The sequence below is a fragment of the Nisaea sp. genome (assembly GCF_040217065.1).
GTDB lineage: Bacteria > Pseudomonadota > Alphaproteobacteria > Thalassobaculales > Thalassobaculaceae > Nisaea.
The window spans coordinates 203,065-228,955 of record NZ_JAVJNX010000011.1; the positions used below are offsets into that span (position 1 = coordinate 203,065).

At 61.8% G+C, this 25,891-nt stretch carries 25 protein-coding genes; 11 read left to right on the forward strand and 14 right to left on the reverse strand.

Features of this window, described 5'->3' with window-relative positions; genetic code table 11:
- Positions 1-64 precede the first annotated feature (64 nt).
- Both RH950_RS19165 and RH950_RS19170 read right to left on the reverse strand, forming a co-directional pair.
- Positions 65-1,039 (reverse strand): ABC transporter substrate-binding protein, encoded by a 975-nt coding sequence (locus RH950_RS19165; RefSeq protein ID WP_350059353.1) that lies wholly within the window; start codon positions 1,037-1,039, stop codon positions 65-67.
- A 109-nt stretch (positions 1,040-1,148) separates the two neighbouring features.
- Complete coding sequence (locus RH950_RS19170; protein WP_350059354.1) at positions 1,149-1,838, reverse strand: FadR/GntR family transcriptional regulator; 690 nt, start codon at positions 1,836-1,838, stop codon at positions 1,149-1,151.
- A 167-nt stretch (positions 1,839-2,005) separates the two neighbouring features.
- Here RH950_RS19170 and RH950_RS19175 point away from each other — a divergent pair, with 167 nt between their 5' ends.
- From RH950_RS19175 to RH950_RS19185, 3 genes are all read left to right on the forward strand, one after another.
- Entirely contained in the window at positions 2,006-2,692 is a 687-nt protein-coding gene (locus tag RH950_RS19175; RefSeq protein WP_350059355.1) for a fumarylacetoacetate hydrolase family protein, read from the forward strand.
- A gap of 258 nt (positions 2,693-2,950) precedes the next feature.
- Positions 2,951-4,612 (forward strand): thiamine pyrophosphate-binding protein, encoded by a 1,662-nt coding sequence (locus RH950_RS19180; RefSeq protein WP_350059356.1) that lies wholly within the window; start codon positions 2,951-2,953, stop codon positions 4,610-4,612.
- Between the two features lie 274 nt (positions 4,613-4,886).
- Positions 4,887-5,759: a hypothetical protein gene (locus RH950_RS19185; protein ID WP_350059357.1), complete on the forward strand. Its 873-nt coding sequence runs from the start codon at positions 4,887-4,889 to the stop codon at positions 5,757-5,759.
- Here the strand turns inward: RH950_RS19185 and guaD are convergent.
- Positions 5,738-7,051 (reverse strand): guanine deaminase, encoded by a 1,314-nt coding sequence (guaD, locus tag RH950_RS19190; protein WP_350059358.1) that lies wholly within the window; start codon positions 7,049-7,051, stop codon positions 5,738-5,740. The two genes, RH950_RS19185 and guaD, sit on opposite strands and share 22 nt — an antisense overlap.
- Positions 7,051-8,298 carry a urate hydroxylase PuuD gene (locus tag RH950_RS19195; protein ID WP_350059359.1) on the reverse strand — a complete coding sequence of 416 codons (1,248 nt, stop codon included), beginning with the start codon at positions 8,296-8,298 and terminating at the stop codon, positions 7,051-7,053. The genes guaD and RH950_RS19195 overlap by 1 nt, the downstream gene beginning before the upstream one ends.
- Before the next feature lie 111 nt (positions 8,299-8,409).
- On the opposite strand from RH950_RS19195, the gene RH950_RS19200 reads away from it, so the two are divergent.
- Positions 8,410-9,351: a LysR family transcriptional regulator gene (locus tag RH950_RS19200; protein WP_350059360.1), complete on the forward strand. Its 942-nt coding sequence runs from the start codon at positions 8,410-8,412 to the stop codon at positions 9,349-9,351.
- Between the two features lie 5 nt (positions 9,352-9,356).
- Here the strand turns inward: RH950_RS19200 and RH950_RS19205 are convergent, their stop codons facing one another.
- The gene (locus tag RH950_RS19205; protein WP_350059361.1) at positions 9,357-9,638 is read right to left on the reverse strand and encodes a helix-turn-helix domain-containing protein; all 282 of its coding nucleotides are present in this window, start codon (positions 9,636-9,638) and stop codon (positions 9,357-9,359) included.
- Positions 9,638-9,961 carry a type II toxin-antitoxin system RelE/ParE family toxin gene (locus RH950_RS19210; RefSeq protein WP_350059362.1) on the reverse strand — a complete coding sequence of 108 codons (324 nt, stop codon included), beginning with the start codon at positions 9,959-9,961 and terminating at the stop codon, positions 9,638-9,640. Before RH950_RS19210 ends, RH950_RS19205 begins: the two co-directional genes overlap by 1 nt.
- Positions 9,962-10,150: 189 nt before the next feature.
- On the opposite strand from RH950_RS19210, the gene RH950_RS19215 reads away from it, so the two are divergent.
- Positions 10,151-10,618 carry a GNAT family N-acetyltransferase gene (locus tag RH950_RS19215; protein WP_350059363.1) on the forward strand — a complete coding sequence of 156 codons (468 nt, stop codon included), beginning with the start codon at positions 10,151-10,153 and terminating at the stop codon, positions 10,616-10,618.
- A 9-nt stretch (positions 10,619-10,627) separates the two neighbouring features.
- Here RH950_RS19215 and RH950_RS19220 read toward each other — a convergent pair whose 3' ends face one another.
- The 7 genes from RH950_RS19220 to uraH are packed head-to-tail and all read right to left on the reverse strand — an operon-like array spanning position 10,628 to position 19,175.
- Complete coding sequence (locus RH950_RS19220) at positions 10,628-11,551, reverse strand: ABC transporter permease (protein WP_350059364.1); 924 nt, start codon at positions 11,549-11,551, stop codon at positions 10,628-10,630.
- Positions 11,548-12,624 carry an ABC transporter permease gene (locus RH950_RS19225; protein WP_350059365.1) on the reverse strand — a complete coding sequence of 359 codons (1,077 nt, stop codon included), beginning with the start codon at positions 12,622-12,624 and terminating at the stop codon, positions 11,548-11,550. Before RH950_RS19225 ends, RH950_RS19220 begins: the two co-directional genes overlap by 4 nt.
- A complete protein-coding gene (locus RH950_RS19230) occupies positions 12,614-14,173 on the reverse strand; it encodes an ABC transporter ATP-binding protein (protein ID WP_350059366.1) in 1,560 nt (519 codons plus the stop codon). Before RH950_RS19230 ends, RH950_RS19225 begins: the two co-directional genes overlap by 11 nt.
- Entirely contained in the window at positions 14,166-15,017 is an 852-nt protein-coding gene (xdhC, locus tag RH950_RS19235; RefSeq protein ID WP_350059367.1) for a xanthine dehydrogenase accessory protein XdhC, read from the reverse strand. Before xdhC ends, RH950_RS19230 begins: the two co-directional genes overlap by 8 nt.
- A complete protein-coding gene (gene xdhB / locus RH950_RS19240) occupies positions 15,010-17,358 on the reverse strand; it encodes a xanthine dehydrogenase molybdopterin binding subunit (protein WP_350059368.1) in 2,349 nt (782 codons plus the stop codon). Before xdhB ends, xdhC begins: the two co-directional genes overlap by 8 nt.
- Complete coding sequence (xdhA, locus tag RH950_RS19245) at positions 17,358-18,806, reverse strand: xanthine dehydrogenase small subunit (RefSeq protein ID WP_350059711.1); 1,449 nt, start codon at positions 18,804-18,806, stop codon at positions 17,358-17,360. Before xdhA ends, xdhB begins: the two co-directional genes overlap by 1 nt.
- A gap of 9 nt (positions 18,807-18,815) precedes the next feature.
- Positions 18,816-19,175 carry a hydroxyisourate hydrolase gene (uraH, locus tag RH950_RS19250; protein ID WP_350059369.1) on the reverse strand — a complete coding sequence of 120 codons (360 nt, stop codon included), beginning with the start codon at positions 19,173-19,175 and terminating at the stop codon, positions 18,816-18,818.
- A gap of 205 nt (positions 19,176-19,380) precedes the next feature.
- Between uraH and puuE the strand changes: the two genes are divergently transcribed.
- From puuE to RH950_RS19285, 6 genes are all read left to right on the forward strand, one after another.
- The gene (gene puuE, locus RH950_RS21010; protein WP_502889818.1) at positions 19,381-20,796 is read left to right on the forward strand and encodes an allantoinase PuuE; all 1,416 of its coding nucleotides are present in this window, start codon (positions 19,381-19,383) and stop codon (positions 20,794-20,796) included.
- Positions 20,793-21,650 carry a bifunctional allantoicase/(S)-ureidoglycine aminohydrolase gene (locus RH950_RS19265; RefSeq protein ID WP_350059370.1) on the forward strand — a complete coding sequence of 286 codons (858 nt, stop codon included), beginning with the start codon at positions 20,793-20,795 and terminating at the stop codon, positions 21,648-21,650. The genes puuE and RH950_RS19265 overlap by 4 nt, the downstream gene beginning before the upstream one ends.
- A complete protein-coding gene (locus RH950_RS19270) occupies positions 21,647-22,138 on the forward strand; it encodes an ureidoglycolate lyase (RefSeq protein ID WP_350059371.1) in 492 nt (163 codons plus the stop codon). The genes RH950_RS19265 and RH950_RS19270 overlap by 4 nt, the downstream gene beginning before the upstream one ends.
- 4 nt (positions 22,139-22,142) lie before the next feature.
- A complete protein-coding gene (locus tag RH950_RS19275) occupies positions 22,143-23,498 on the forward strand; it encodes an 8-oxoguanine deaminase (RefSeq protein WP_350059372.1) in 1,356 nt (451 codons plus the stop codon).
- A gap of 139 nt (positions 23,499-23,637) precedes the next feature.
- On the forward strand, positions 23,638-24,573 hold the full coding sequence (locus tag RH950_RS19280; RefSeq protein ID WP_350059373.1) for a sensor histidine kinase: 936 nt from the start codon (positions 23,638-23,640) through the stop codon (positions 24,571-24,573).
- Positions 24,574-24,591: 18 nt separating this feature from the next.
- Positions 24,592-24,963 (forward strand): response regulator, encoded by a 372-nt coding sequence (locus RH950_RS19285; RefSeq protein ID WP_350059374.1) that lies wholly within the window; start codon positions 24,592-24,594, stop codon positions 24,961-24,963.
- A 94-nt stretch (positions 24,964-25,057) separates the two neighbouring features.
- Here RH950_RS19285 and RH950_RS19290 read toward each other — a convergent pair whose 3' ends face one another.
- On the reverse strand, positions 25,058-25,588 hold the full coding sequence (locus tag RH950_RS19290; RefSeq protein ID WP_350059375.1) for a helix-turn-helix domain-containing protein: 531 nt from the start codon (positions 25,586-25,588) through the stop codon (positions 25,058-25,060).
- Positions 25,589-25,891: the final 303 nt, after the last annotated feature.

A 25,891-nucleotide genomic window follows, 5' to 3' on the forward strand; every position in this document is an offset into this window, starting at 1 on the left:
CTCCAGATGATTTGAGCAAAAAACGCGGCCGCCGGAATGACTGCCCGGCGGCCGCAGGCAGAGGCTAGTTCGATGCGTCGTCGAGCGGCTTCAGATACCAGAAGTCCTCGATCTTCAGCGCTGCGAGATCACCGGTTAGCTGCCCCGCAGCCGAATACCATTCCATGTCCGCCTGTGCGGCCTTGCGCCCGCCGCCATTCGGGTCATAGAGACCGCCCGCCACGGCATCCGCGTAGAACCCGTCGAGACTGTCCAGAATCTCTTTCGGCAACTGTCCGATCGGCCCGTCGGGATTGGTTTCCCGGCTGATGATGGTGGGGTCCTTGTGCATGTCCCGCCAAACACTGAGCAGCGCCTTCACGAAGATATCGACGTCTTTCTCGTTCGCCTTGATCCAGTCGAGATTGCCGAACAGGGCCTCGTCACTGGCGTCGACCTCGAACATCGGCAGCACGTTGAACTTGTCGCCCTGCAGCTTCATCAGCTTGTTCTTGTTCGAGAGATCGACGATCGTCGCGTCCGTCTGGCCGGCGATCAGCGCCGCAATCCGGTTCGACGAGCCGGGAACGTAGGAGCGCTTGCCAAACTTGATGCTGAGCTTGTCCTCGATGACATTTGCGATCGAATCCGTTCCGCCACCGCGGGAATGCAGCATGATCGGCTCGCCATTCAGATCCTCAAGCTTGCTGTATTTCTTCGAGGTGACCGGGAAAAACTTCAACTTGGAGAGCTGGAAGACGATGCGGATCGGGGCCCGCGAACGCTGCATCGCCGCATAGGGCGTCCCGAAGCCGATATCCATCTGGCCGCTGAGAACGGCCTGAATCGCCAGCTCTTCATCCGAGAAGGCTGTCCATTCATAGTCGAGGCCATTTGCCTTGGCCCGGTCGAGAGCGACGAAGAACGCTGCAAGCTCATCCGAGGGTGTTTCGGCCAGGGCAATGCGGATCTTGTCCGCCTGGGCGGACGAGACCGTCATCATGGTGATGAATGGAACGGCGAGGCAAAAGGCGATCGCCGCTTTGAGAAATTTAGTCATTGTTTCCTCCCTTTGTTCACTTTCGGGCCTTTGGTCACTTTCGGACGCGGTTCCCATGGCCGGGGGTTTTCCCCTCTTTGCCGCAAACAGACGTTATTGTCTTAAGCCGTCAGTCCTCCCCGAAAAGGCGCGCGGAGACCGACGCGATATGCTGCCGCATCGCCGCTTCTGCACCAGACGGATCCCGCGACTCTATGGCCGCCGTAATCCGCTCATGCTCCGTAAAACTGGAATGGTTTTCAGGCGGACGCTCCGAGCCGCGCACGACATTGCCGAGCGCCACGGCCCGGCGCACCTGATTGAGCTGGTCGAATATGCCGATCAGCAGAGGGTTATCCGTACATTCCGCGATGGCCCGATGCAGATGATCGTCTTCCGCTTCGTAATCGGCCCAGTTTGACGCGTGCCGGGCCCGCTCCTTCGTTGCATTGATCGTCAGGATCGACTCTCGCGACGCATTGATTGCCGCCTCGCGGGCAATCGCCGGCTCGATACAGAGCCGGGCACGGATCATTTTCACAGGAGTCAGATGGCGCCCGAGTTCCAGAAGACTGCCGGGACCACCCGGGCCGCCCTGACTGGCGATGAAGGTACCCTTGCCGACATGACGCCAGATGGTCCCGTCACGTTCCAGCACGTCCAGGGCCTTGCGCAGCGTCGCGCGGCTGACATCCAGGCTGACGATGAGTTCACGCTCGGCCGGCAGCCGGTCACCGGGGACATAGCCGCCATCAGAGATGAAGGACCGCAGGACCGAAACCGGGTCTTCCCGCTCAATGGGCTCAACTCTTTTCAGCACGCCAACACCTCGTATTGGTTGACCAATTCACCTATATTGGTTCGAATATGGCAGATCAATCCAGAGGACGAAAGAAAAATAGTCTCTATTTCAAATTGGTTGAGATTGATTTTTTCGCCGAACCAGCTTAAGCCAGCATCTGGCCCGACAGCATAACGGAGGTTTGCGTGCCCGATTACGTCATAGAAACACCCCGGCAGGTTGCCATACCGGTCACCGGCTCAAGCGCGCTCTTCCCGGTGCGCCGCGTTTATTGCATTGGCCGGAATTATGCGGCCCACGCGGTCGAGATGGGCCACGACCCCGACCGCGAGCCGCCATTCTTTTTCCAGAAGAATCCGGACAATCTCGATCCTTCGGGCGAGTTCCCCTATCCGCCGGAATCATCCGACGTTCATCACGAGATGGAAATGCTCGTGGCCCTGAAATCGGGCGGCACGAACATCGCCCTCGAAGACGCGCTTGATCATGTCTATGGCTACGGCCTGTCCCTCGACATGACGCGCCGGGACCTGCAGGGCGAGCAGAAAAAGATGGGCCGTCCCTGGGAGATCGGCAAGGCATTCGAACGGTCCGCTCCGGTCGGCCCGGTCCATCCGGTGGAGAAGGTCGGGCACCTCGACCAGGGCCGTGTGGCACTGAGCATCAATGGCGAGCTGCGCCAGGAAGGCGACCTCAACCAGATGATCTGGAAGGTTCCCGAAATGATCTCCTACCTGTCGCGCTTCTTCGAACTCGCAGCCGGAGACGTCATCCTGTCCGGAACGCCGTCCGGCGTCGGCCCGGTTTCCAGGGGAGACGTGATGGAAGCGAGCGTCGACGGACTCGGCAGCATGACCGTCAAGGTCGTCTGACCAACCACGGAGCCGCGCCGATGGTGCGGCTCCGTTCCCTTCCTGCCTCTGCCCTCTCGGTAGAACGTCCCATCCTGCGCATCCCGATGGCACGTCCGGCGCCAGACGCGGAATAACCGCCTGGTGCGGCCTGCTTGACTGAATTGTATACAATTCAATATTGTTCAAACAACAGACCGAGACCCGCGCCCCTTCCATCGGCGCGATACTTGGCACACCATCATGACCGGCGCCGCCTGTCCGGGGGAAACAGACAAGATGACCGCGAAAAAGACCTACCAGATTCTGGCCGAAGCCTTTCGCCAGGAGGAGGTGGATACCTGTTTCGCCCTGCTCGGCGATGCGAACATGAACTGGGCCACCTATTTCGCGGAACTGGGCGCCAACTTCATCTATGTCCGGCATGAGCATTGCGCGGTCGCGGCGGCCATGTCCTATGCAAGGGCGCTGGACAAGGTCGGCGTGGCCAGCGTCACCTGCGGGCCGGGCCTGACCCAGATCATGACCGCCCTGCCCGCCGCCGTGCGCGCGCATATCCCGCTGGTCGTCTTCGCCGGCGAGTCGCCGCTGCGCAACAACTGGTACAACCAGGAGCTGGACCAGGCCCCCTTCGTCACCGCCTGCGGCGCGGCCTACCATGCCCTGCATCACCCGGACCGCATGCTGCGCCAGGTCCGCGATGCCTTTATCCAGGCCCGGACAGAAATGCGCCCGGTGGTGCTTGGCGTCCCGTTCGATTTGCAGAACAGGGACTGGACTGGCGCGACCGAACTGCCCGCCCCATCGCGCGATGTCCTGCCGAAACTGCGCCCGATGCCACCACACCCCGACGATGTGGCGGAAGCCGCCATGCTGATCGCCGGCGCAAGGAAACCGGTCATCATGGCCGGGCTTGGCGCCGTCCGCTCCACGGGTGCGGGCGCGGCCTGCCGGGCGCTTGCGGAGAAATGCGGCGGTCTGCTGGCAACCACACTGCCGGCGCGTGGCCTGTTCCACGACGATCCGTTCAATCTCAGCATTGCCGGCGGCTTTTCCAGCCAGGTGACCCGGGCCTGCCTGGCGGAAGCCGACCTGATCATCGCCGTCGGGGCCAGCCTTGCCCAGCATAATACAGACGGTGGCAAGCTTTACGGTCAGGCCAAGGTCCTGCAAATCGATACACACCCGGTTGCCCTGAGCCAGGGCCGGGTTCCCGCCGACACCCATCTGCGAGGCGATGCCGCCCTCACCGTCCAGGCGCTGGCCGATGCGCTGGAGCAACGCCCGGAAGGTGACGGAAACTGGCGCAGCCCAGATCTGGCCAAGCGCATCAAAGACACTCCGCCGGACAGCTCCAACTTCCAGGTCGAGCAGGGCCTGCTCGACCCACGTGACGTGGCCTCGGCCCTGGACGATGCCCTGCCGCGTGATTGGGAAGCCGTCAATTCCTCGGGTCATTGCTCCTATTTCGTCGCCCAGATGCCGAACCGGCCGGTCGAACGGTTCCACACCATTCGGGAGTTCGGCGCCATCGGGAACGGCATTTCCTTCGCCATCGGCGTTGCCGCCGCCCGGCCGGACGAGACGATCGTGATGTTCGACGGGGACGGCAGCCTGCTGATGCATATCCAGGAACTGGAGACGATCCGGCGCCACGGCTTGAAAGTGCTGATCTGTGTGTTGAATGACGGCGCCTACGGATCGGAGATTCACAAGCTGCGCTCGGAAGGATTGTCCGACGCCGGAGCCGTCTTCGGCCGCCCGGACCTGGCCGGGATCGCAAAAGGGTTTGGCCTGGACGGCAAGACGGTCACCGACCTGTCCAGCTTGCCGGATCTCGCCAGGAAATTCGCCGCATCAAACCGGGGCGCCGTCTGGGATTTCCCGATATCGGACCGGGTCCTTTCACCGGTGATGCAGAGGGCTCACCCTCCCGGCTGACCGGTTGGTTTAGTAAACCGATAAAATCATTTGATTTTAAATATAAATTTTCTTTATTTCCGCCAAAACGCCTCGTTTCTGCGGTTTTCCGGCGTCTTCGATTGCCCTGAGCGTCTGAATCAGTTAATATGCGTTTACCTTAGAGGTAGAAGAATCTACCGGCGTTCCCAGAAGGGAGCGATCAAAGGCGCGTCACTGCACAGAGCCAGAATGGGGATTAGTGATGAGCGACGGATCGTTGAGCAATTCAACTTCCTGTATGCAGACAAAGACAATGGCCGGAGATCCCGCCAAGGGCATCGGTCGAGGCAATTCAGACACCGACCTTCGAGACATTCCTCAGAAACACGATTTCGGCGCCACGATCAAAGCCCTGAAAGATCGTGCGAATGCGCCTTTCCGAATCAGCGAGCGCCGGGTGCAGCCATCCAATGCGGCACTGAAATCGGAGACCCTCGATACAATCGAATTCGAGATCTTCAAGATCACCGAGATGGCCCGGCGATGGATCGTCGAGAACGGGCTCTCACCCTACAAGCTGGCGCTGACGACAGGAACGTCTCCCAGCCAGGTCCATCGCATTATGGAACCGGGCTGGACCCCTTCGCTGAAGCTGGCACGCCGCATCGCCTCCACCTTGCCGGAAGACTGGGTCAACGACTTCGAACTCGACTGCAATGCCTGCCTGCCCCGCATCTTCCATCTGCATCACTCACCGGAGATTTCGTCGGATTCGTTCACCCAACTGCTCCGTGACATCGATGGCCGGGAGACCGGCCCGATTCTGGACAGCCTGATTGAAGGTCAATTCAGTATACGGCGCTACGCGTATCTGTCGCGGACGGAACTGGAGATCGTGACGGCGGATCACACGGGGACGGCACTGATTGATTCGGACTATTCGCCGCCGCCGCCACGCATGACCTGGTCACCAGATACCAAAGGGTCGCGAACGCCCGGCTGTGTCCTGCTGATTCACCGGATTCCGATCATGGTCAAAGACAGGATCAATCTCTATTCGATCCATATAGCGGAATATTCCGGGAAGAACTGGGCCACCCAGTTCTGGAAAATCGACACCAGCAAGGATCTGACCAGCATGCGGCAACTGGATATCCTGAAGGCCTATCTCGCAGAGAAAGCCTGACCCTGCTGCTGTTTTGCCGGACGGCCAGCGATATAGGTCTCCGCGACAGCACGATCGTCTCCGAGGGTCTGCAGGACAAAGAGCTCTTCCTGCAGGCTTTCCACCGTCTCCATCCGCAGGGCCATGACATCCGTCGCGCGGCTGTTCAGGACCGTGATATCGGCGTCAGTGCCCGGCTCCAGCGTGCCGATCCTCTCTTCCAGTTGCAGCGCCCGGGCATTGCCGAGGCTGGCCCAGTAGAAGCTGCGCAGCGGGTCGATATTCTGCCCGCGCAGTTGCAGCGCCTTGTAGCCCTCGTCTAGGGTCCGCAGCATGGAATAGTTCGTGCCGCCGCCGACATCCGTGGCGATGGCCCGCCGCACACCCGCTTTCTTCAACCCCACCTCGTCATAGAGACCGCTGCCGAGAAACAGGTTCGAGGTCGGGCAATAGACAGCGACCGAGCCGGTCTCCGCCATCCGGTCCCGCTCCCTGTGGGTCAGGTGAATGGCGTGGCCGAACAGGCTGCGCTCGCCGAGCAGGCCGTACTTCTCATAGACGTCGAAATAGTCCCGCGCGTCCGGGTAGAGTTCCCGGGTCAACTCGATCTCGGCCTTGTTCTCCGAGAGGTGGGTCTGCAGGTAACAGTCCGGGTTCTCGCGGACCAATGCTTCCGCCATCTCCATCTGCTCCGGTGTGGAGGTGATGGCGAAGCGTGGCGTGATAGCGTACTGCGCCCTGCCCTTGCCGTGCCATTTGCCGATCAGCGCCCGGGTATCGTCGTAAGAGGATTGCGGCGTGTCGCAGAGTGCGTCCGGCGCATGCCGGTCCATCATCACCTTGCCGGCGATCATCGCCATGTTGCGCTCTTCCGCCGCCGTGAAGAATGCCTCCGCCGATTGTGAATGCACGGTGCAATAGACCGCGGCCGTGGTCGTACCATGCGCCGTCAGCGTGTCGAGGAAGCGTCCGGCGATGCGCCGGCAATGTTCCGGATCGGAGAATTTGGTCTCTTCTGGAAAAGTATACTTTTCCAGCCAGTCCAGCAGTTTGGCGCCCCAGGAGGCGATCACCTGCATCTGCGGATAGTGGGCATGGGCATCGATGAAGCCGGGGACAATCAGGTGCGGACGATGATCGACAATCTCCGCCCCGTCCGTCTGCAATGCCGTGAAGTCCGCACATTCGGCGATCTCGCCGTCGCGGATGCGGATCCCGCCATCCTCGATATAACGGAAGGATGCGGTATCGTCATAGCCGGCCGGCTCATTCCTGAAGCTCAGGATCCGGCCTCTCAGGATACGGTCGGGCATCACTGCACCACCGCGCGGTTGCCTTCGAACCAGAGCACGATCTGCGCCCGCTCCGACGGTTCCATGTAGGAGACATTGGCGGGCGGCATGGCATGGCTGCGGCCTGCCTGCAGATAGATCTCCCGGGCATGGGCGGCGACCTGCGCTTCGGTCTCCAGCAGCACGCCTTTCGGCGCCACGGCGATACCGTCCCAGGCGGGCTCGCTTGCATGGCACATGGAGCAGCGGCCGAGAACAGCCTCATAGACCGGCTCGAAGTGCGGCGAGGCGGCAAGCCGGGTCGCCTCGGGCGTCATCACTTCGGCGGCCTCCTCGTCCGTCTGCCTCGGCCCCGCGGTCGAGAGCAGGACGATGGCGAGGAACAGCAGCACCGTAACGGCCCAGGTCCACCAGGGCTGGCCCTTGCGGGCATGCATGGAGTTGAAGAAATGCCGGATGGTGACGCCCATCAGGAACACCAGACTGGCGATCACCCAATTGTACTCCGTCGCGAAGGCCAGCGGATAATGGTTCGACAGCATCAGGAACAGGACCGGCAGGGTCAGGTAATTGTTGTGTGTCGAGCGCAGCTTGGCGATGGCGCCGTATTTCGCATCCGGCACCCTCCCCGCCTTGAGGTCGGCGACGACGATCTTCTGGTTCGGGATGATCACCATGAAGACATTGGCGGACATGATGGTCGCCGTGATCGCCCCCAGATGCAGGAAGGCGGCACGCCCCGTGAAGATCTGCGTGAAGCCCCAGGCCAGCGCCACCAGAGCGCAATAGAGCAGCACCATCAGCAAAGTCGGGCTCTTCGCCAGTGGGGACCTGCAGACAAGCGTATAGACCGTCCAGCCCAGCGCCATCGAGGCGACAGAGACCGCGATCGCCATCCAGGGCTCCGCGTCCCAGACCGCTGGATCGATCAGATAGAGATCAGCCGCACCGTAGTAAACGATGCACATCAGCGCGAAACCGGACACCCAGGTCCAATAGCTTTCCCACTTGAACCAGGTCAGGTGTTCCGGCAGGGCAGCAGGCGCCACCAGATATTTCTGGATGTGATAGAAGCCGCCGCCATGTACCTGCCATTCCTCGCCATGGGCGCCGTCCGGCAGGTCCGGCACCTTGCGCAGGCCGAGATCGAGGGCGATGAAATAGAAGGACGAGCCGATCCAGGCGATGGCGGTGATGACATGCAGCCAGCGCGCGGCAAAAGCCGCCCAGTCCCAGACAATCGCCGTGTTCGGCAACAATTCCAGCATGGCATCCCCCTTTGAGATCGACGAACTGCCACTCTGACAAATCCGCCAGCCTTTCAAAACCTCTATATCTCCTGTTTACTTTATAGGAATTATTGAAAATAAGAGGCTCTCATGCCCTATCTGGACAGCATCCGCGTCTTCGTCCGCACCGTGGAACTCGGCAGCATTACCGCTGGCGGACGGGACCTGCGGTTGACCCCGGCGGTGGCCAGCAATCGTATACGGGATCTTGAAAACCGGCTCGGCATCCGACTGTTCAACCGGACCACGCGAAAGATCGCGCCGACCGAGGCCGGGCGGCTCTACTACGACCATGCGAAGGAAATCATCGAGGCATTGGACCGGGCCGAAGCCGCCGTCGCGAACTATTCCCAGCATCCGCGCGGCGCGATCCGGGTACTCTCCCCCCTCGGCCTCGCCCGCCGGGTGGTGGCACCGCTGGTGCCGGAATTCAACGATCTCTATCCGGATCTCGCCATCCAGCTCCGGCTGTCCGACCGCAAGGTGGATATCTTCGATGAGCGGGTCGATGTCGCCATCGTGCTCGGCACGCCGGAGGATTCCAGTCTGAAGGCCCGCAAGATCATGGACTGCCCGCGTGTGCTCTGCGCTGCGCCTATCTATCTCGACCATTTCGGTACACCGCAGACACCGGAAGAGCTGACCGAGCAGAACCACCGCTGCCTGCTGCTGCGCTTCCCCGGCACGCAGGAATATTTCTGGACGCTGGAGACACCGAATGGCCCGGCCCGCTTCAACGTGAGCGGCCCCTATGACGCTGACGAAGGCGATGTGCTGACCGAATGGGCCCTGGCCGGACGCGGCATCGTCAACAAACCCTGGTTCGAAGTCGCGAGCCATATCCGGAGCGGCGCGCTGGTGCCCATCCTCGAAGAAACCCCGCCACCGCCCTCGTCCCTCGCCTGCCTCTACCCGCACCGCCGTTTGCTCGATCCGAAGATCCGGCTGTTCGTCGATTTCATGACGAAGAAATGCAAGGCCCGGGTCGAGGGGATGATGAGAGGGCTGCCCCGAACCGACCTTTCCGGATAAGAGCCCTAGTTTCGGACAGGAACCAGAGCGATCTGACGCCCTGTCGCCCTTGCATAGCGCGCCACCATCTCGAAGCTCGGCAAACGGCCACCATTCTCCATCCGGGCAATCACGGACTGTTGCGTTCCCATGCGCTTGGCCAGACTCGCCTGGGTGAGACCAGCGGCTTTCCGAGCCGAAATCAGCTGCCGAACCATCTCGTAAACCGGACCGAGCCGGTCATATTCCGCTCTGAGCTCCGAGTTCGCAGCCAATTGTTTATCACGCAGTGCCAGGGCGGATTTCATCAGTCCAGCTCCTTCGATCGTTTCTCCGCCAGCGCCAAAGCCGCCGCCGGTGTTTTTTGGCTCTTCTTGACGAATGCATGCAAGATGACAACGCGGCGCCCGGAAGCAGTCATGTAAAGTGCCCTGCCGATACCGTCGCGCCCGCTCAACCGCAGCTCCCAAAATTTTCCGCGCAAATGCCTGGCTCTTTTGCGCCCGATATTTTCCAGACCCACGGCGTGGATGAGTTCGACAAGACGGTAGAAGTCAGCCTGAATGTCATTGGGCAACGCGACAATTTCAGCCTCCACCAGATCATTGAGGATCACTACCAACCAACTCATGCACCCCGCCCCATAAATATATCCAAACGGTTATATTTATCAATACGGATAGCTTTCCTACTTACCGTTATGAAAGGAGGAGGCAGGTCTTTTCAGGGCAATGCTCTTGCGTGTGCTCATGTCTAGGCCGTTAGCTTGAGCCCAGACAGACACTTGCGATCCTGTCCGCAATCACCAAAAGGCCAGCCGATGCCCGCATCTCCAGCTTCCATCCGACCCCTGCTTCACGACGATTACGCGGATTGGGAAGATCTATGGGCGCAATACAATGCCTTCTACGGGCGTGAAGGTGACACAGCACTCAACGATGAGATTGTCGCCACCACCTGGACGCGCCTGATGTCCGATGAGGAACCGGTATACGGACTGGTCGCCGATCTCGGCGGCGAATTGCTGGGGCTGACCCATTTCGTCTTCCACCGAAACCTGATCCATATTGCGGACACTTGCTACATGCAGGATCTGTTCACGGCGGAAGCCGCGCGCGGCCACGGTGTTGGGCGAAAGCTCATCGACGGTGTCGCCGATGCCTGCCGGGCGCGTGGCGTCAAAGACATCTACTGGCACACCCAATCAGAAAACCAAACCGCACGAGGCCTCTACGACCGTCTCGCACGGAACACCGACTTTTTGGTGTATCGGACCGACGTGGCCTGAGCCGATCGACTAGGTCGACGGCTTGAACGGCTTCCCCAGACAGGCTGGCGCCTGCGCGCCGACGGATTTCCGCAGAGAGATCAGCGCCAGCACGACGATGGTGGCGAGGTACGGCATCGCCGCCAGGAATTCCGGCGGGACATATTCGAAGCCTGCCGCCTTGGCATGCAGCTCCAGCGTCATCACCACACCGAAGAGATAGGCGCCCGCCAGCAGCCGCATCGGACGCCAGGCGGCAAACACCACCAGCGCCAGCGCAATCCAGCCGCGCCCGGCTGTCAGCCGTTCCGCCCACATCGGGGTCAGGAACAGCGAGTAATAGCAGCCGCCGATGCCAGCCATGGCGCCGCCGAAGGCGACCGCCATGTAGCGCACGCCGATCACCGAATAGCCTATGGAATGGGCGGAGGCGTCGTTCTCGCCGACCGCGCGCAGGATCAGGCCTGCCCGGGTCCGGCGCAGGAACCAGGCGACGACGAGGGTCATGGCGAAGGAGAAATAGACCACCGGATCGTAGCCGAACAGGATGCGCAGATGCTCATGCTCGGCCAGTGCTGGCGGGAAAAGCGGGCCGAGCACGGTTACCGTCTGGCCGACGAACCCGGCGCCGATCAGCGAGGACAGGCCGACGCCGAAAATGGTGAGCGCGAGACCGGTTGCGACCTGATTGGCGGTCAGTGTCAGGGTGAGAAATCCGAAGATCATCGAGGCGGCAGCGCCCGCCAGTCCCGCCGCGACGATGCCGAGGAAGGTGGCGCCGGTTATGGTGGTGACGGCGAAACCGGTGACCGCGCCGACCAGCATCATGCCCTCGACCCCGAGATTGAGCACGCCCGCCTTCTCCACAACCAGCTCGCCGAGCCCGGCCAGCAGGATCGGCGTTGCCGCACCGACGACGGTGACGAGGATCGCTATCAGGATGGCTTCGTTCATGCCGCGCCCCCGCTCCGCACACCGCTGAAGCGGATGCGATAATTCACAAGAATGTCGGTCGCCAGCAGGAAGAACAGCATCATCGCCTGGAACAGACCGCTGGCCGCGTTCGGCAGGCCGATGGAGGATTGCGCGATCTCTCCGCCGACATAGGAGATGGCGAGAATGATGGCGGCCAGCATGATGCCGACCGGGTGCAGCCGGCCGAGAAAGGCGACGATGATCGCGGTGAAGCCGTAGCCGGTCGGGAATTGCGGCACCATCTGCCCGTAAGGCCCCGCCGCTTCCAGAATACCCGCGAATCCCGCGAGCCCCCCCGCCGTAAGCAGCGATGCCCAGATCGTCCGGGGCCGGCTGAAGCCGCCATAGCGTGCTGCATTCGGGGCCGCGCCGACCACCCGGATCTCGAACCCGAACACGGTCTTGGACAGGATGAACCAGGCCAGCAGCGCGACCAGAAAGGCGATCGGCACGCCGTAATGCACGAAGCTATTGCCGATCTCCGGCAGCATCTGGCTGTCTGTGAACATCCGGCTCTGCGGGAAGTTGAAGCCTTCCGGGTCCTTCCAGGGGCCGCGCATCAGGTAATAGAGCAACTGGACCGAGACATAGGTCAGCATCAGGCTGGTCAGGATCTCGTTGACGTTAAGCTTCGTCTTGAGGAATGCCGGGATCGCCGCATAGAGCATGCCCCCTGCCACACCGGCGAGACACATCAGCGGCAATATCCACCAGCCTTCCATCTGCCAGGTGGCAAGCGCCACGCCGGTGCCGGCAAGCCCGCCGATGACATACTGGCCCTCCGCCCCGATATTCCAGACATTGGCCCGGAAGCAGACCGAGAGGCCGATGGCGATCAGGATCAGTGGCGCCGCCTTGATGCCGAGATCCTGCCATTTATTAGGATCGAGCGCCGGCACGAAGAAGATGTTCCAGACCGCACCCGGCCCGTCATAGCCCAGCAGCGAGAAGATCGTCGCGCCAAAGACCATGGTCAACAGCACCGAGAAGACCGGTGTCAGATAGAGCATGGCGCGGCTTGGCTGTTTCCGTTTGACCAGCTCAAGCCGCATGGGACGCTCCCGTATAATCCGCCGTTGCTTCCGGGTCGCCATGCACCCCACCCATCAAGAGGCCGATCTCCTCGACCGAGGCCTCCCCGACCGCGAGCGTGCGCGAAAGCCGCCCCTCGTTCATCACCGCCATGGTGTCGGAAATCGCCATCAGCTCGTCCAGATCCTGGCTGATGACGACGATGGCCGAACCGCGTGCGGCCAGATCGACGATTTCCTGATGGATCGCCGCCGCCGCGCCCGCATCGACACCCCAGGTCGGTTGCGAGACCACCAGCACGTCCGGTGCCTGCATGATCTCCCGACCCATGATGAATTTCTGCAGATTCCCGCCGGAGAGAGAGCTTGCCGCCGCCTGCGCACCAGTTGTCTTGACGTCAAATCCGTCGATCACTTCGTTGGTGTAATTTTCCGCGAGGCCCGCATCGATGACGCCCATGCGCACCATGTTCTTCCGGGTCCGGGCCGTCAGGATCGCATTGTCTGACAGCGAGAAGACGGGTACGGCGCCATGGCCGTTGCGTTCCTCCGGCACGGCGCAGAGCCCGAACCGGCGGCGCTTTTCCGCATCCAGCGTGCCGACGGGATTGCCGTCGATGCCGATGGCATCGGCGTTTTCCACCGGACGCTCGCCGCTGAGGGCCAGCATCAGCTCGTTCTGTCCGTTGCCGGCGACACCGGCAACGCCGAAGATCTCGCCTGCCCGCACGGAAAAACCGATATCCTTCAGGGAAGTGCCGAAGGCGTCATCCGCCTCCAGGGACAGGCTGTCGACAATGAAGCGCTCCGCACCAAACTGCCGGTCAGCCGATTTCTCTATTTCCTTCAGGGAGCCGCCGATCATCATTTCGGCCATGCTGCGGGAGGATTCGGCCCGTGGATCACATTCCGCGACGACCCGGCCGCCGCGCAGGATCGTGGCCTTGTCGCAAAGCTCCACGATCTCGTGCAGCTTGTGGCTGATATAGAGGATGGAGCAGCCGCGCGCCGCCAATGCCCTGAGAGTGTCGAACAGCTGGGCCACTTCCTGCGGTGTCAGCACCGAGGTCGGCTCGTCCATGATCAGCAGCCGGGGCTCCAGCAACAGGGCGCGGACGATCTCGATGCGCTGGCGCTCGCCGACGCTGAGCGTGGCGACGATGCGGTGCGGATCGAGCGCGAGGTGATAGGTGGCGAGCACCTGCCGGATGCGGGCTTCGAGATCGGCATAGGAGATCGCCTCGTCCAGACCGAGGGCGATATTCTCCAGCACGGTCATCGGCTCGAACAGGGAAAAATGCTGGAACACCATGCCCACGCCCATGGCCCGGGCGGCTTTCGGACTGGCGACATGGACCAGCTCGCCGTCGAATCGGATCTCCCCGGCATCGGGCTGCATGATGCCGTAGATCATCTTCACCAGCGTGGACTTGCCCGCGCCATTCTCTCCGAGCAGCGCATGGATCTCGCCCGGTGCCACGGAAAAGCTGACATCGTCATTGGCAAGCACGCCCGGAAAGGCCTTGGTGATGCCTTTCAGGCCAAGCCGGCTCGTCGCCCCGTCACTCATGAAATTGCCCCCCGCTCCCCAGCAGCTCCAGTTGAGGGTCAACCGGACCACACGCCGGCGTCAATCGCGCGATCACCTCGGCGGCGACGAAGGCGGCAATCACCTCCGGCCGCTTGTCCCCGCTGCCCTGCGCCCCGATCGGGCAGACCAGCCGCTCCGTCCGGCCCACCGGCGCGCTGCTCTTGCGGCACCAGCGCTCGAATGAAGCCCGCTTCGTGTTTGATCCGATCATGCCGACATAGGCCGCGTCGCTGCGCATCAGGGCTTCCGCCGTGATGATGAAATCCAGCGCGTGATCATGGGTCAGGATTATAAAGGCACTGCCCGCAGGCGCCGCCCGCACTTCGGCTTCCGGCAGCGGCGTCAGGCAGTGCCGGACGGGGGCCCGGCACAGCGCCAGCTCGTCCTCCCGCTCATCCACCAGCGTCACCTGCACGGGCAGCAGCGCGAAACTGTCCGCCAGCGCACGGCCGACATGGCCGGAGCCGAAAATATAGACCGCGGGCTGCGTGCTACGTTCGGTTTCCCTGCGGGCCTCTTCCGCTCGCAATTCGATTGCATCCAGAAAGTCCATGGCGATGGCGACATAGCCGCCGCAGCATTGCCCGATCTCCGGGCCGAGCGGAACTTCAAGCCGCCGCTCGAATGATCCCGCCTTGAGCATGTCCCGCGCCGCCTCGATGGCGATGAATTCAAGCCGACCGCCGCCGATACTGCCCTCGATCCGCTCGGCGGAGACATACATCACCGTGCCCTCCTCGCGCGGAGCGGAGCCCCTCACCATGACCAGTTCCAGCCGGATCGCGGCCGGCGTGCTCGTGAAGAAAGAAATCGGATTATTCATGCCCCGGCTCCCCATGTGCCCGCAGACGCTCCACCGCCAGCAGCACCCGCTCCGGTGTCGCCGGTGTGTCGAGGCGCGGGCATTCCCGGTAATCGGCAACGCTCGCCACCGCCATGGAAATTGCCTCCAGCACGGAGATGCCGAGCATCAGCGGCGGCTCGCCCACCGCCTTGGAGCGGCGGATGGTACGTTCCCTGTTCTCAGACCATTCGGCCAGCGCGACATTGAAGATCCGGGGCCGGTCGGAGGCGAGCGGGATCTTGTAGGTCGAGGGCGCATGGGTCCGCAGCCGGCCCTTGTCGTCCCACCAGAGTTCCTCGGTCGTCAGCCAGCCGACGCCCTGCACGAACCCGCCCTCGACCTGCCCCTTGTCGATGGCCGGGTTCAGGGATTTTCCGACGTCATGCAGGATGTCAGTGCGCTCGACCCGGTATTCACCGGTCAGCGTATCGATGGAAACCTCGGAGACCGCCGCGCCATAGGCGAAGTAATAGAAAGGCCGGCCCTTGCCTGCCTCCCGGTCCCAATGGATGTCGGGGGTCTTGTAAAAACCGGCGGCGGACAGATGCACCCGCGCCATGTAGGCATCGGCGATCAGAGCATCAAACAGTATGGTTTCGGAACCAACGCGCACGCCGCCCGGGCCAAACGCCACCGCCTCCGGCGCAACCGACCATTTCTTGGAAGCAAAATCGACCAGCCGCTGCTTGATCTGCTCCGCCGCATCCTGCGCCGCCATGCCGTTCAGATCGGAGCCGGAAGAGGCCGCCGTCGCGGAGGTATTCGGCACTTTTTCGGTCGATGTCGCGCTGACCCGGATTCGGTCGAGATCCACCTGGAAACAGTCGGCGACCACTTGCGCAACCTTTGTGAAAAGCCCCTGCCCCATCTCCGTGCCGCCATGGTTCAGGTGGATCGAGCCGTCTTTGTAGACATGCAGCAGGGCTCCCGCCTGATTGAACCAGGTCGCGGTGAAGGAGATGCCGAACTTGACCGGCGTCAGGGCGATGCCCTTGCGGATCACCCCGCCCTGCCGGTTGAAATCGAGAATGGCCTGGCGCCGGGCCTGATAGTCGGAACTCGCCTCCAGCTCGCCCACCAGCCGGTCGAGGATCGAGTCCGTCACCGTCTGGTGATAGGGCGTCACGTCCCAGCCGAGCGGGCCGTAGAAATTCGCCTTGCGGATTTCCAGCGGGTCCTTGCCGAGCGCGTAGGCAATCTCCTCGACGATCCGTTCCGCGCCGAGCACGCCCTGCGGCCCGCCGAAGCCGCGAAAGGCCGTGTTGGAAACCGTGTTGGTCCGGAGCGGCAGGGATTTCAGCCGGACATGCGGGAAGTAATAGGCATTGTCGGCATGAAACAGCGCCCGGTCGGTCACCGGGCCGGAGAGATCCGCCGAAAAGCCGCAACGGGCGGCATAGGTGCCCTCGACGCCGAGAATCCGGCCCTCATCATCGAAACCGACATCGTAGGCGACCTTGAAATCATGCCGCTTGCCGGTGGCAATCATGTCGTCGTCCCGGTCCGGACGGATCTTCACCGAACGGTTCAGACGTTTCGCAGCCAGAGCGGCAACGGCTGCAAACAGAGCCGGCTGGGATTCCTTGCCGCCGAACCCGCCGCCCATCCGCCGGACCTGCACCGAGACCGCGTTCGCTGCCACACCCAACACCTGGGAGACGAGGCTTTGCCCCTCACTGGGATGCTGGGTCGAGGAATGGATGGTAACGGTCTCGTCTTCGCCCGGGATGGCGAAGGCGATATGGCCTTCCAGATAGAAATGATCCTGGCCGCCGATTTCCATGCTGCCGGTAATCCGGTGCGGCGCATCGGCCAGCGCCTTATCGACGGAGCCGCGTTCCAGCTTCAGCGGTTTGGTGACGAGCTCGGAGCCCGCAGCCAAGGCAGCGTCGATATCGATGGCAGCATCCAGCGGGCGATACTCGATCCGGGCCAGCGCTGCCGCGCGCCGGGCCGCATCCCGGCTCTCCGCGATTACGGCAAAGACCGGCTGTCCCCAGAACATCACCTTGTCTTTGGCGAAGACCGGGTCGTCATGGGCATGGACCGGGCTGACATCGTTCACGGCCGGGATATCCGCCGCCGTCAGCACATCCACAACGCCCGGCGCCGACCGCACGGCAGACAGGTCGATCGACACGATCTCCGCATGGGCGGCTTCCGAGAGGCCCAGATATGCGTGCAGGGTGCCGACAGGCTCCACCATGTCGTCGATATAATCCGCCGCGCCGGTGACATGCTTGTGCGCGGAGTCATGTCGCTCGGGGCTGTGGACGCCGCCCCGCACGTTCGTGCCCGCGCCGTGCCGTCCGCCATCCATCACGCGCTCAGCCGTGCCGGCTGGCTGCCGGTCGTCTCGAGGTAAAAACGCAGCAGCAGGTTCGCCGCCACCCGGCTGCGATAGTCTGCAGACGCGCGCCAGTCGGACAGTGGCGAGAAGTCATCACCCAAAGCCGCCATCGCCGCCCGGACACTTGCTTCGCTCCAGGGCTGGCCGGTCAACGCCGCCTCGGCGCCCGCCGCCCGCTTCGGTGTTGCGGCCATGCCGCCGAAGGCCAGCCGGGCGCGCGTCACCAGACCTTCTTCCACAGTGACGGAAAACGCCCCGCAAACCGCCGAGATATCCTCATCCCGGCGCTTGGAAATCTTGTAGGCGGCATTCAGCGATCCGGCAGCAGACAGCGGAATGTGCACCGCCTCGACAAACTCGTCCGGCGCCCGGTCCTGCTTGCCGTAATCGATGAAAAACTCTTCCAGCGGGATCCGTCGCCGCCCCTCTGCCCGGCGCAATGTCAATTCGGCGCCGAGCGCGATCAGCACCGGCGGCGTGTCGCCAATGGGGGAGCCGTTGGCGATATTGCCGCCGACCGTCCCCATATTGCGCACCTGCCAGCCGCCGATCCGGTTCCAGAATTCCGGCAGGTGCGGTAAATGCTCGGCGATGACCGGTGCCGCGTCGGAGTAACTGACACCGGCACCCAGTGTCACGACGCCCTCTTCCACCGCGATCCGCTTCAGCTCATCCAGATGGGCAATGAAGATTGCGGGAGAGATATTCCGCATATGCTTGGTCACCCAGAGCCCGACATCGGTGGACCCGGCGATGATGGTCGCGTCTTTATACTCGCCAAGAATGACTGCCAGATCGTCCGTGCTCGCGGGCAGGATGGCCCTACTTCCCTCCCGCGACACCATGACCCGCGCGCCGTCATTCATTGCCCCTAACCGGTTGAGCACCTGCGCCCGCTCGGCGATGAGAAAATCCCCGTCGGGTGCGGTCTTTCCGGCTGCGAGCGCCGCCCGGACGATCGGCTCGTAGCCTGTGCAGCGGCAGAGATTGCCCTGAAGTGCCGTTTCCACCGCCTCCACGGAGATGCAGCCGCTTTCCATCCAGAGCGCGTAGAGCGACATCACCACACCCGGCGTGCAAAAACCGCACTGGCTGCCGTGATGATCGACCATGGCCTGCTGCACTGCATGCAGCCCGCCTTCAGGGCCGCGCAGATATTCCACCGTCACCACATGACAGAGATCGACGGATGCAAGCAGCCGGATGCAGGCATTGACCGTCTCGTACCGGATCGTGCCGCCGGAAAGCCGGCCGACCAGCACGGTGCAGGCGCCGCAATCGCCCTCGGCGCAGCCTTCCTTGGTCCCGCGCAGGCGTTGATCGAGACGCAGATGGTCCAGCAGGGTGTCACCGGCCCCGACCGCCCCGAGACAGATCTCTCGGTCGTTCAGCAGAAACCGGATTTCGCCCCGCGCCATCGTCACAAGTCAGCTCCCCCTGTAGGTCGTGTAGCCGTAAGGGGAAAGCAGCAGCGGCACGTGGAAATGCTGGTCCGCATCGGCAATACCGAAGCGCAGCGGGATGGTGTCGAGGAACAGGATGCCGTCACTGACATGGCCCGCCGCTTTCAGATAGTCGCCCGCATGAAACAGCAGTTCGTAGGTGCCGGGCGTGAAGCTCTCGCCATGCGCCATCGGACCGTCCGTGCGTCCGTCAAGATTGGTCACCGCGCTGGAGATGAGCTGCGACGTGCCGCCGGTCAGCCGGAAAAGCTCGATCTTCAGCTCCGCCGCCGGTTTCCCTGCCGCCTGATCAAGCACGTGAGTCGTCAATCGTCCTGACGCCATAACAAATCTGCCCCTGTTCGCCGGGCCCCGCTCTTTCAGGTTGCCCGGCTGCGTCCGTTGTCCGGTCGCATTGTTTGACTGAATTAGAGTCTCAGGAAATTGTATATGAAAGGGGGCTTGTCATAAGAGTCTTTCAAAATTTTGTTGAATGTCCGCCGGCCGGTTCTCTGAAACCATGACGCCCGCAGGCATGAGAGGAAGAGATATGGGGACCTATCCGCGCGACCTGGAAGGCTACGGCCAGACCGTCCCGAACGCCGCCTGGCCGGGCGGTGCGAAGATCGCGGTGCAGTTCGTCCTGAATTACGAGGAAGGCGGCGAGAACAACCTGCTGCACGGGGACGACGCCTCCGAAGCCTTTCTGTCGGAGATCGTCGGCGCCGCCGCCTGGCCGGGCCAGCGGCACTGGAACATGGAATCGATTTATGAATATGGCGCCCGGGCCGGGTTCTGGCGGCTGCACCGGCTGTTCACCGACGCCGGCATTCCGCTCACCGTCTATGGCGTTGCCACGGCGCTTGCCCGCAGTCCGTCGCAGGTGAAGGCGATGCAGCAGGCCGGCTGGGAGATTGCCTCGCACGGGCTCAAATGGATCGAGCACAAGGATATGAGCGAGGCGGAAGAGCTGGCCCAGATCGTGGAAGCGATCCGTCTGCATGCCGAAGTCACCGGCGCCGCACCGCGCGGCTGGTATACCGGCCGCTGCTCCATGAACACGGTCGGGCTGGTCGCGGCGCGGGGCGATTTCGACTATATCTCCGACAGTTATGCCGACGACCTGCCCTACTGGATGGAAGCGGCCGAGCACGACCAGCTGATCATCCCCTACACGCTCGACGCCAACGACATGCGGTTCGCGACGCCGCAGGGCTTCAATACCGGCGAGCAGTTCTTCCAGTATCTGAAAGACAGTTTCGACGGTCTCTACGCGGAAGGCGCGGCCGGGCGCCCGGCCATGATGTCCGTCGGCCTGCATTGCCGTCTTACCGGGCGGCCGGGGCGGGCGGCAGGATTAAAGCGCTTCATCGAATACGCACAGTCCCATAGCGATGTCTGGTTCGCCCGCCGGATCGAGATCGCCGAGCACTGGAAAGCCCATTTCCCGCACAAACGCTGGGAGCGGCCCGGTGTCATGACCCGCGAGCGGTTCGTGGCATGCTTCGGCGGCATCTTCGAGAACTCACCCTGGATCGCCGAGCAGGCTTTCAATCTCGAACGCGGACCGGCGCACGATACGGCGACCGGCCTGCACAGCGTCCTTACCCGGATTTTCCGCTCGGCCAGCGAGGCGGAGCGGCTTGGGGTTCTGAATGCCCACCCGGATCTTGCCGGCAAGCTGGCGCAGGCGAAACGTCTCACGGACAATTCCACCGCGGAGCAGGCCAGCGCCGGGCTTGATGCCCTGACCGACGCGGAACGGTCCAGCTTCGAGGATCTGAACGGGCAGTATGTATCGAAGCACGGCTTCCCGTTCATCATTGCCGTTCGCGATCATGACAAGTCCGGTATCCTCGCCGCTTTCCAGCGCCGCATCGGCAATGACCGGGAGACGGAAATGGCCGAGGCCTGCCGCCAGGTCGAACGCATCACCGAACTCAGACTGAAGGATCTGCTGCCATGAGCACCGGGAAAAAGGACGGCGGATCATACTTCGCCATCGAGGGCGGCCTGCCGGGCCAGCGCGAGTTGATGACGGGCCGGGCGGTCTTCACAGATGCCTATGCGGTGATCCCGAAAGGCGTGATGACCGATATCGTCGCCAGCCGGTTCCCCTTCTGGGAAAAGGCGCGCGGCTGGATCATCGCCCGGCCGCTCTCCGGCTTCAGCGAAACCTTCTCCCATTATGTGATGGAAGTCGCTCCCGGCGGCGGGTCGGACAGGCCGGAGCCGGAAGCGGGTGCCGAAGGCGCGCTGTTCGTTGTTTCCGGATCGGTTACCGTAACGATCGGCGGGGCTGAGCATGTTCTGGAGCCGGGCGGTTTCGGCTTCCTGCCGCCGTCATCGGGCTGGACACTGCGGAACAATGGCAGCGAAACGGCGAAGTTTCACTGGATCCGCAAGATATACGAGGCGGTGGACGGCATCGACACGCCCGAGCCGCTGTTCGCGAATGATCGCGACGTCACCCCCAATGCCATGCCGGATACGGAAGGACGCTGGGCGACGAGCCGGTTCGTCGATCCGGAAGACCTGCGGCACGACATGCATATCACCGTCGTCACTTTCCAGCCGGGCGGCACCATTCCGTTCGAGGAAACCCACGTCATGGAGCACGGCCTCTACGTGCTGCAGGGCAAGGGCGTCTACAAGCTGAACCAGGATTGGGTGGAGGTCGAGGCGGGCGATTACATGTGGCTGCGCGCCTTCTGCCCGCAGGCCTGCTACGCGGCCGGGCCGGAGCCGTTCCGCTATCTGCTCTACAAGGACATGCACCGGCATCCGAAACTGACCGGTGTCGGCGGGTTCGGGCGATGAGCCGGACCATCCGGGCGGAGCCTCTGACGGCGGAGGATTTCGCGCCGTTCGGCACCGTGATCGAGGCGGCGGGCAGTCCCAGCTTCATGATCAATGCCGGGCTCTGCGGCCGCTACCACGATCTCGCCAGACCAGAAACCGATACGGACGGCACTGTCAGTCTGAGCGTCGGCCGCAGCGAGGCCGTCACCCTGCCGCTGTCGCTCACCATGATGGAACGGCACCCCTTTGGCAGCCAGGCCTTCGTCCCCATGGCGGGCGACCGGTTCCTGGTCATCGTCGCCGAAGACCGGGACGGCGCGCCCGGCACGCCGCGTGCGTTCCTGACAAACGGACACCAGGGCATCCAGTACAGGATGAATTGTTGGCACGGGGTCCTGGCGCCGGTGACAGGGCCGGCCAATTTCCTGATCGTGGACCGGGTCGGCCCCGGGGACAATCTGGAAGAGCATCACCTGGCCGCGCCCTACACGATCGTTCTGGACTGATCCGATGAATGACGGCGGCGTCCCGACTCTTCTGATCAAGAACGCCGATGTGCTTGTCACCATGGATGACGGGCGGCGGGAGCTGAAAGGCGCAAGTCTGCTGATCGAAGGCGGAGTCATCCGGTCCATCGGTGATATCAGTGAGCCCGCCGACGAAGTGGTGGATGCGCGCGGTTGCGTTGTCACGCCGGGACTTGTCAACACACATCATCATCTTTTTCAGACTCTCACCCGTGCCGTCGGCCCAGGCCAGAACGCTTTGCTGTTCGACTGGCTGAAAGCGCTCTACCCGATCTGGGCTCGCTATACGCCGGAGGACATGTTCGTCTCGGCTCAACTTGGTCTTGCCGAGCTGGCGCTTTCGGGCTGCAGCATGAGTTCGGATCATCTCTATCTTTACCCGAATGGGTGCCGCCTTGAAGACACCATCGAGGCTGCCGGGAGCCTGGGCATTCGCTTTCATGCCACCCGCGGCGCCATGAGTGTCGGCGAGAGCAGTGGCGGCCTGCCGCCGGACAGCCTGGTCGAACAGGAAGACGCCATTCTGGAAGACTGCATCCGGGTCGTGGATGCCTTCCATGACCCGGCGGCAGGCGCCATGGTGCGCATCGGGATCGCGCCCTGCTCTCCGTTCTCAGTCAGCCGGGAGCTGATGCGGGATGCAGCCTTTCTGGCCCGGGACAAGGGCGTGATGCTGCATACGCACCTTGCAGAAAATGACGAGGACATCGCCTATTCACTGGAGAAATTCGGCTGCCGTCCTGGCCAGTATGCCGCCGATCTGGGATGGGTTGGTGATGATGTCTGGCATGCCCACTGCGTGAAACTGGACAGCACGGAGATCGATCTGTTCGCTCACACCAAAACCGGCGTCGCCCATTGTCCCTGCTCCAACTGCCGGCTCGGGTCCGGGATCGCCCCGGTCCGGCAGATGCGGGATCGCGGTGTTCCGGTCGCACTCGGGGTCGACGGTTCCGCAAGCAACGACAGCGGGCACCTGCTTTCCGAAGCGCGCCAGGCGATGCTGCTGCAGCGGGTCCGGAATGGCGCAGATGCAATGGGTGCGCGCGAAGCTCTGGAAATTGCCACCCGGGGCGGGGCCGCGGTGCTCGGCCGGCTAACAGAACTCGGATCGCTGGAAGTCGGGAAACGCGCGGATGTCGCGATCTGGGACATCTCCGGACTGGAAGCCGCCGGCGCCTGGGATCCGGTCGCGTCACTGATCCTGTGCGGTCCGTTCAAAGCCCGCGATCTTCTGGTCGATGGTCATGGAGTGGTCCGGAACGGAATGCTCCGAACCGTTGATCAGAAGATCTTGCTCAGCAGGACACAGGACCGCGTCAAATATCTTCGAAACTAGGTCGCTGCCATGGATCACGTGGTCCGTTATTCCACTCCCGGCAGACTGACAAACTACATTCAACGTGAAAGTCATCCCTAACCGACTGTTCATGCTCTTCAGGTTTTCATACTATAATATGCGAGCAGCGGATGGTGCGATGAGACACAGTATTTTTTTCCGGGCATTTGTCTTTGTCGGTTTTTCATTTGGTTTGGCGGCGTTCCTCATTTCGGTCGAAGCCTATGAGGCTGTCTTTGAATTCACCCGCACCCATGAAAACTGGGAACTGGACGAACTCATCCTTGTCGCTATCGCGGCATTCATCTCCGGTACTCTGTGGCTGGTCGCTGAAGTCTACATGAAGATATTGGAGGTTCGCAGCACGGCACGGGAGATGCAGGAAAAAGACCGCGAACTTGAACTTGTCAAACGCCAACGTGCCATGAACACGCTTGCCGGCGGGCTCGCACATTCCGGCAACAACATGCTTCAACCAATCCTGACCCTTTCCAGAATTAGCCTGAAACAACTCGACGACGATCATCCGGTTCGGTCCAATCTGACAAGAGTCATTGCCGTGGCCGAACAAGCGGCAGAACTGTTCCGTAACGTCGACAGTTTCAGCCGTGAACATGTTGAATCAATTGATCAAACAGATATCGCCAAAATTCTTAACAGCAACATGAATGTCGTCTCTCTGTCCGTCCCGCCGTCGGCCGACCTGGATATCAAAGTAAATTGCGAAACCGCAAAAACCGCTCTGAATTTGCCCGAAATTACTGATATTTTGCTGGTTTTGCTGTCAAATGCGGTGGACAGTCTGGAAGGGCATGCGGGACAGATTTCTATCGAACTTGATGCGGATCCCGACCGCATCACACTCACAGTTTCCGACACAGGTCATGGCATGACAGCGGACGTTCTCGAGCATATTACGGAGCCGTTTTTCACGACCAAGCAACCTGGCGCCGGGACCGGCCTCGGGCTGTATATCATCCGGTCTCTGGTTGATCGCGTCGGCGGCGACATCTCTGTGGAAAGCGAATTGGGCCTGGGCTCGAAATTCACTCTGCGCTTTCCGCATTTAACCTGACGAGGAATCCGGAGAACCATGTCGAAAATCAACGTTCTTCTGGTCGAGGATGATAAGTTCGTTCAGCATGCGTTCTGTCTGGCATTCGAGATGCATGGCATGAATGTTCGTACGGCCGACAACGGGCTCAACTTGGCGACTGTCGAGAACCTTCGGGAAGTCGATGTCGTGGTCACCGACATCGTTATGCCGGAGGTTGAAGGGCTAGACCTTATCCAGCGCATTCGCGCGCTCTCCAAGTCCATCCCGATTATCGCAATTTCTGGCGGCGGCCGTAAAAAGGACGATGCCTATTTATTGAATGCCAGGCGCTTCGGAGCGGACGCCGCTTTCCAGAAACCCGTCAACGAGGAAGAATTAGTCGATAAAATCAAAATGCTCGTTCTTTGAGCATGCAGGCAGCCGATCCGGAACTCCTCAGCCGCCTGCATGCTCCAACAGCCCAACAGGGCAAGAGCGAATACAAAGCCCCAGGACGGACAGACTACTCGTCCTGAGAAGTGCCTGAAAGTTCGGACATTGTCCGCACCAAGTCGACGATCCGGGTCCGGGCATGTTCGGGCAAATCGCACCAGAGACGAACCAGTTCATTCGCCTGACGGCGTGCCAGGGGCGAGTCCATCTCGACATCATGTGTACTGGCCATCGGCGGTGCCATGCCTTCCGCGCCCATCAGCCGGGCCGGCGACTGGGCGATCGTCTGCTCATCCATCTCGTCGAAGAAAAACGAGACCGGCGTGTTCAGGACGGAGGCGACATCAAACAGGCGTGAGGCGCTGATCCGGTTGTCCCCGCGCTCATATTTCATGTACTGCTGTGAGGTGACGCCGATCTTCTGCGCAACGATGCGCTGGGTCATGCCCATTTCTTTTCGGCGGCGGCGCAGGCGTGCACCAACAAACACGTCAACCGGATTATTCGAAGTGGTCTTGCCGCGATCTGCTTCTATTCTATCCGTTGCCACTGCCGAGTCATCATGCATATCGTCGATCAGACGATTGGCTGCGTTCTTCATGTCTTCACCCCCAAGCCGCTTTAATGTCCCTGAATCGAAAGTGTCTGCGTCTCCGTGATTCCAAAGAAAAGAAACTCCTTTCTAAGGTTTCACCGCGACTTCCGAAAGCATTCTGCTGCACCTGATTCGGCGCCGCCCAAATACGTATCGCGCTGCCTGGGCTTTGCGTCGCTGCCTCTCTTGATCTGGGCAAATGGCGTTCAGATATTTGATCATACAATGTTGCGTCGAAACATTCAATTTCTACTTAGTTGTCTTAGGTGAATTTTGATCACGGTGCGGCTTGTTGCATTTGGTTGCGAA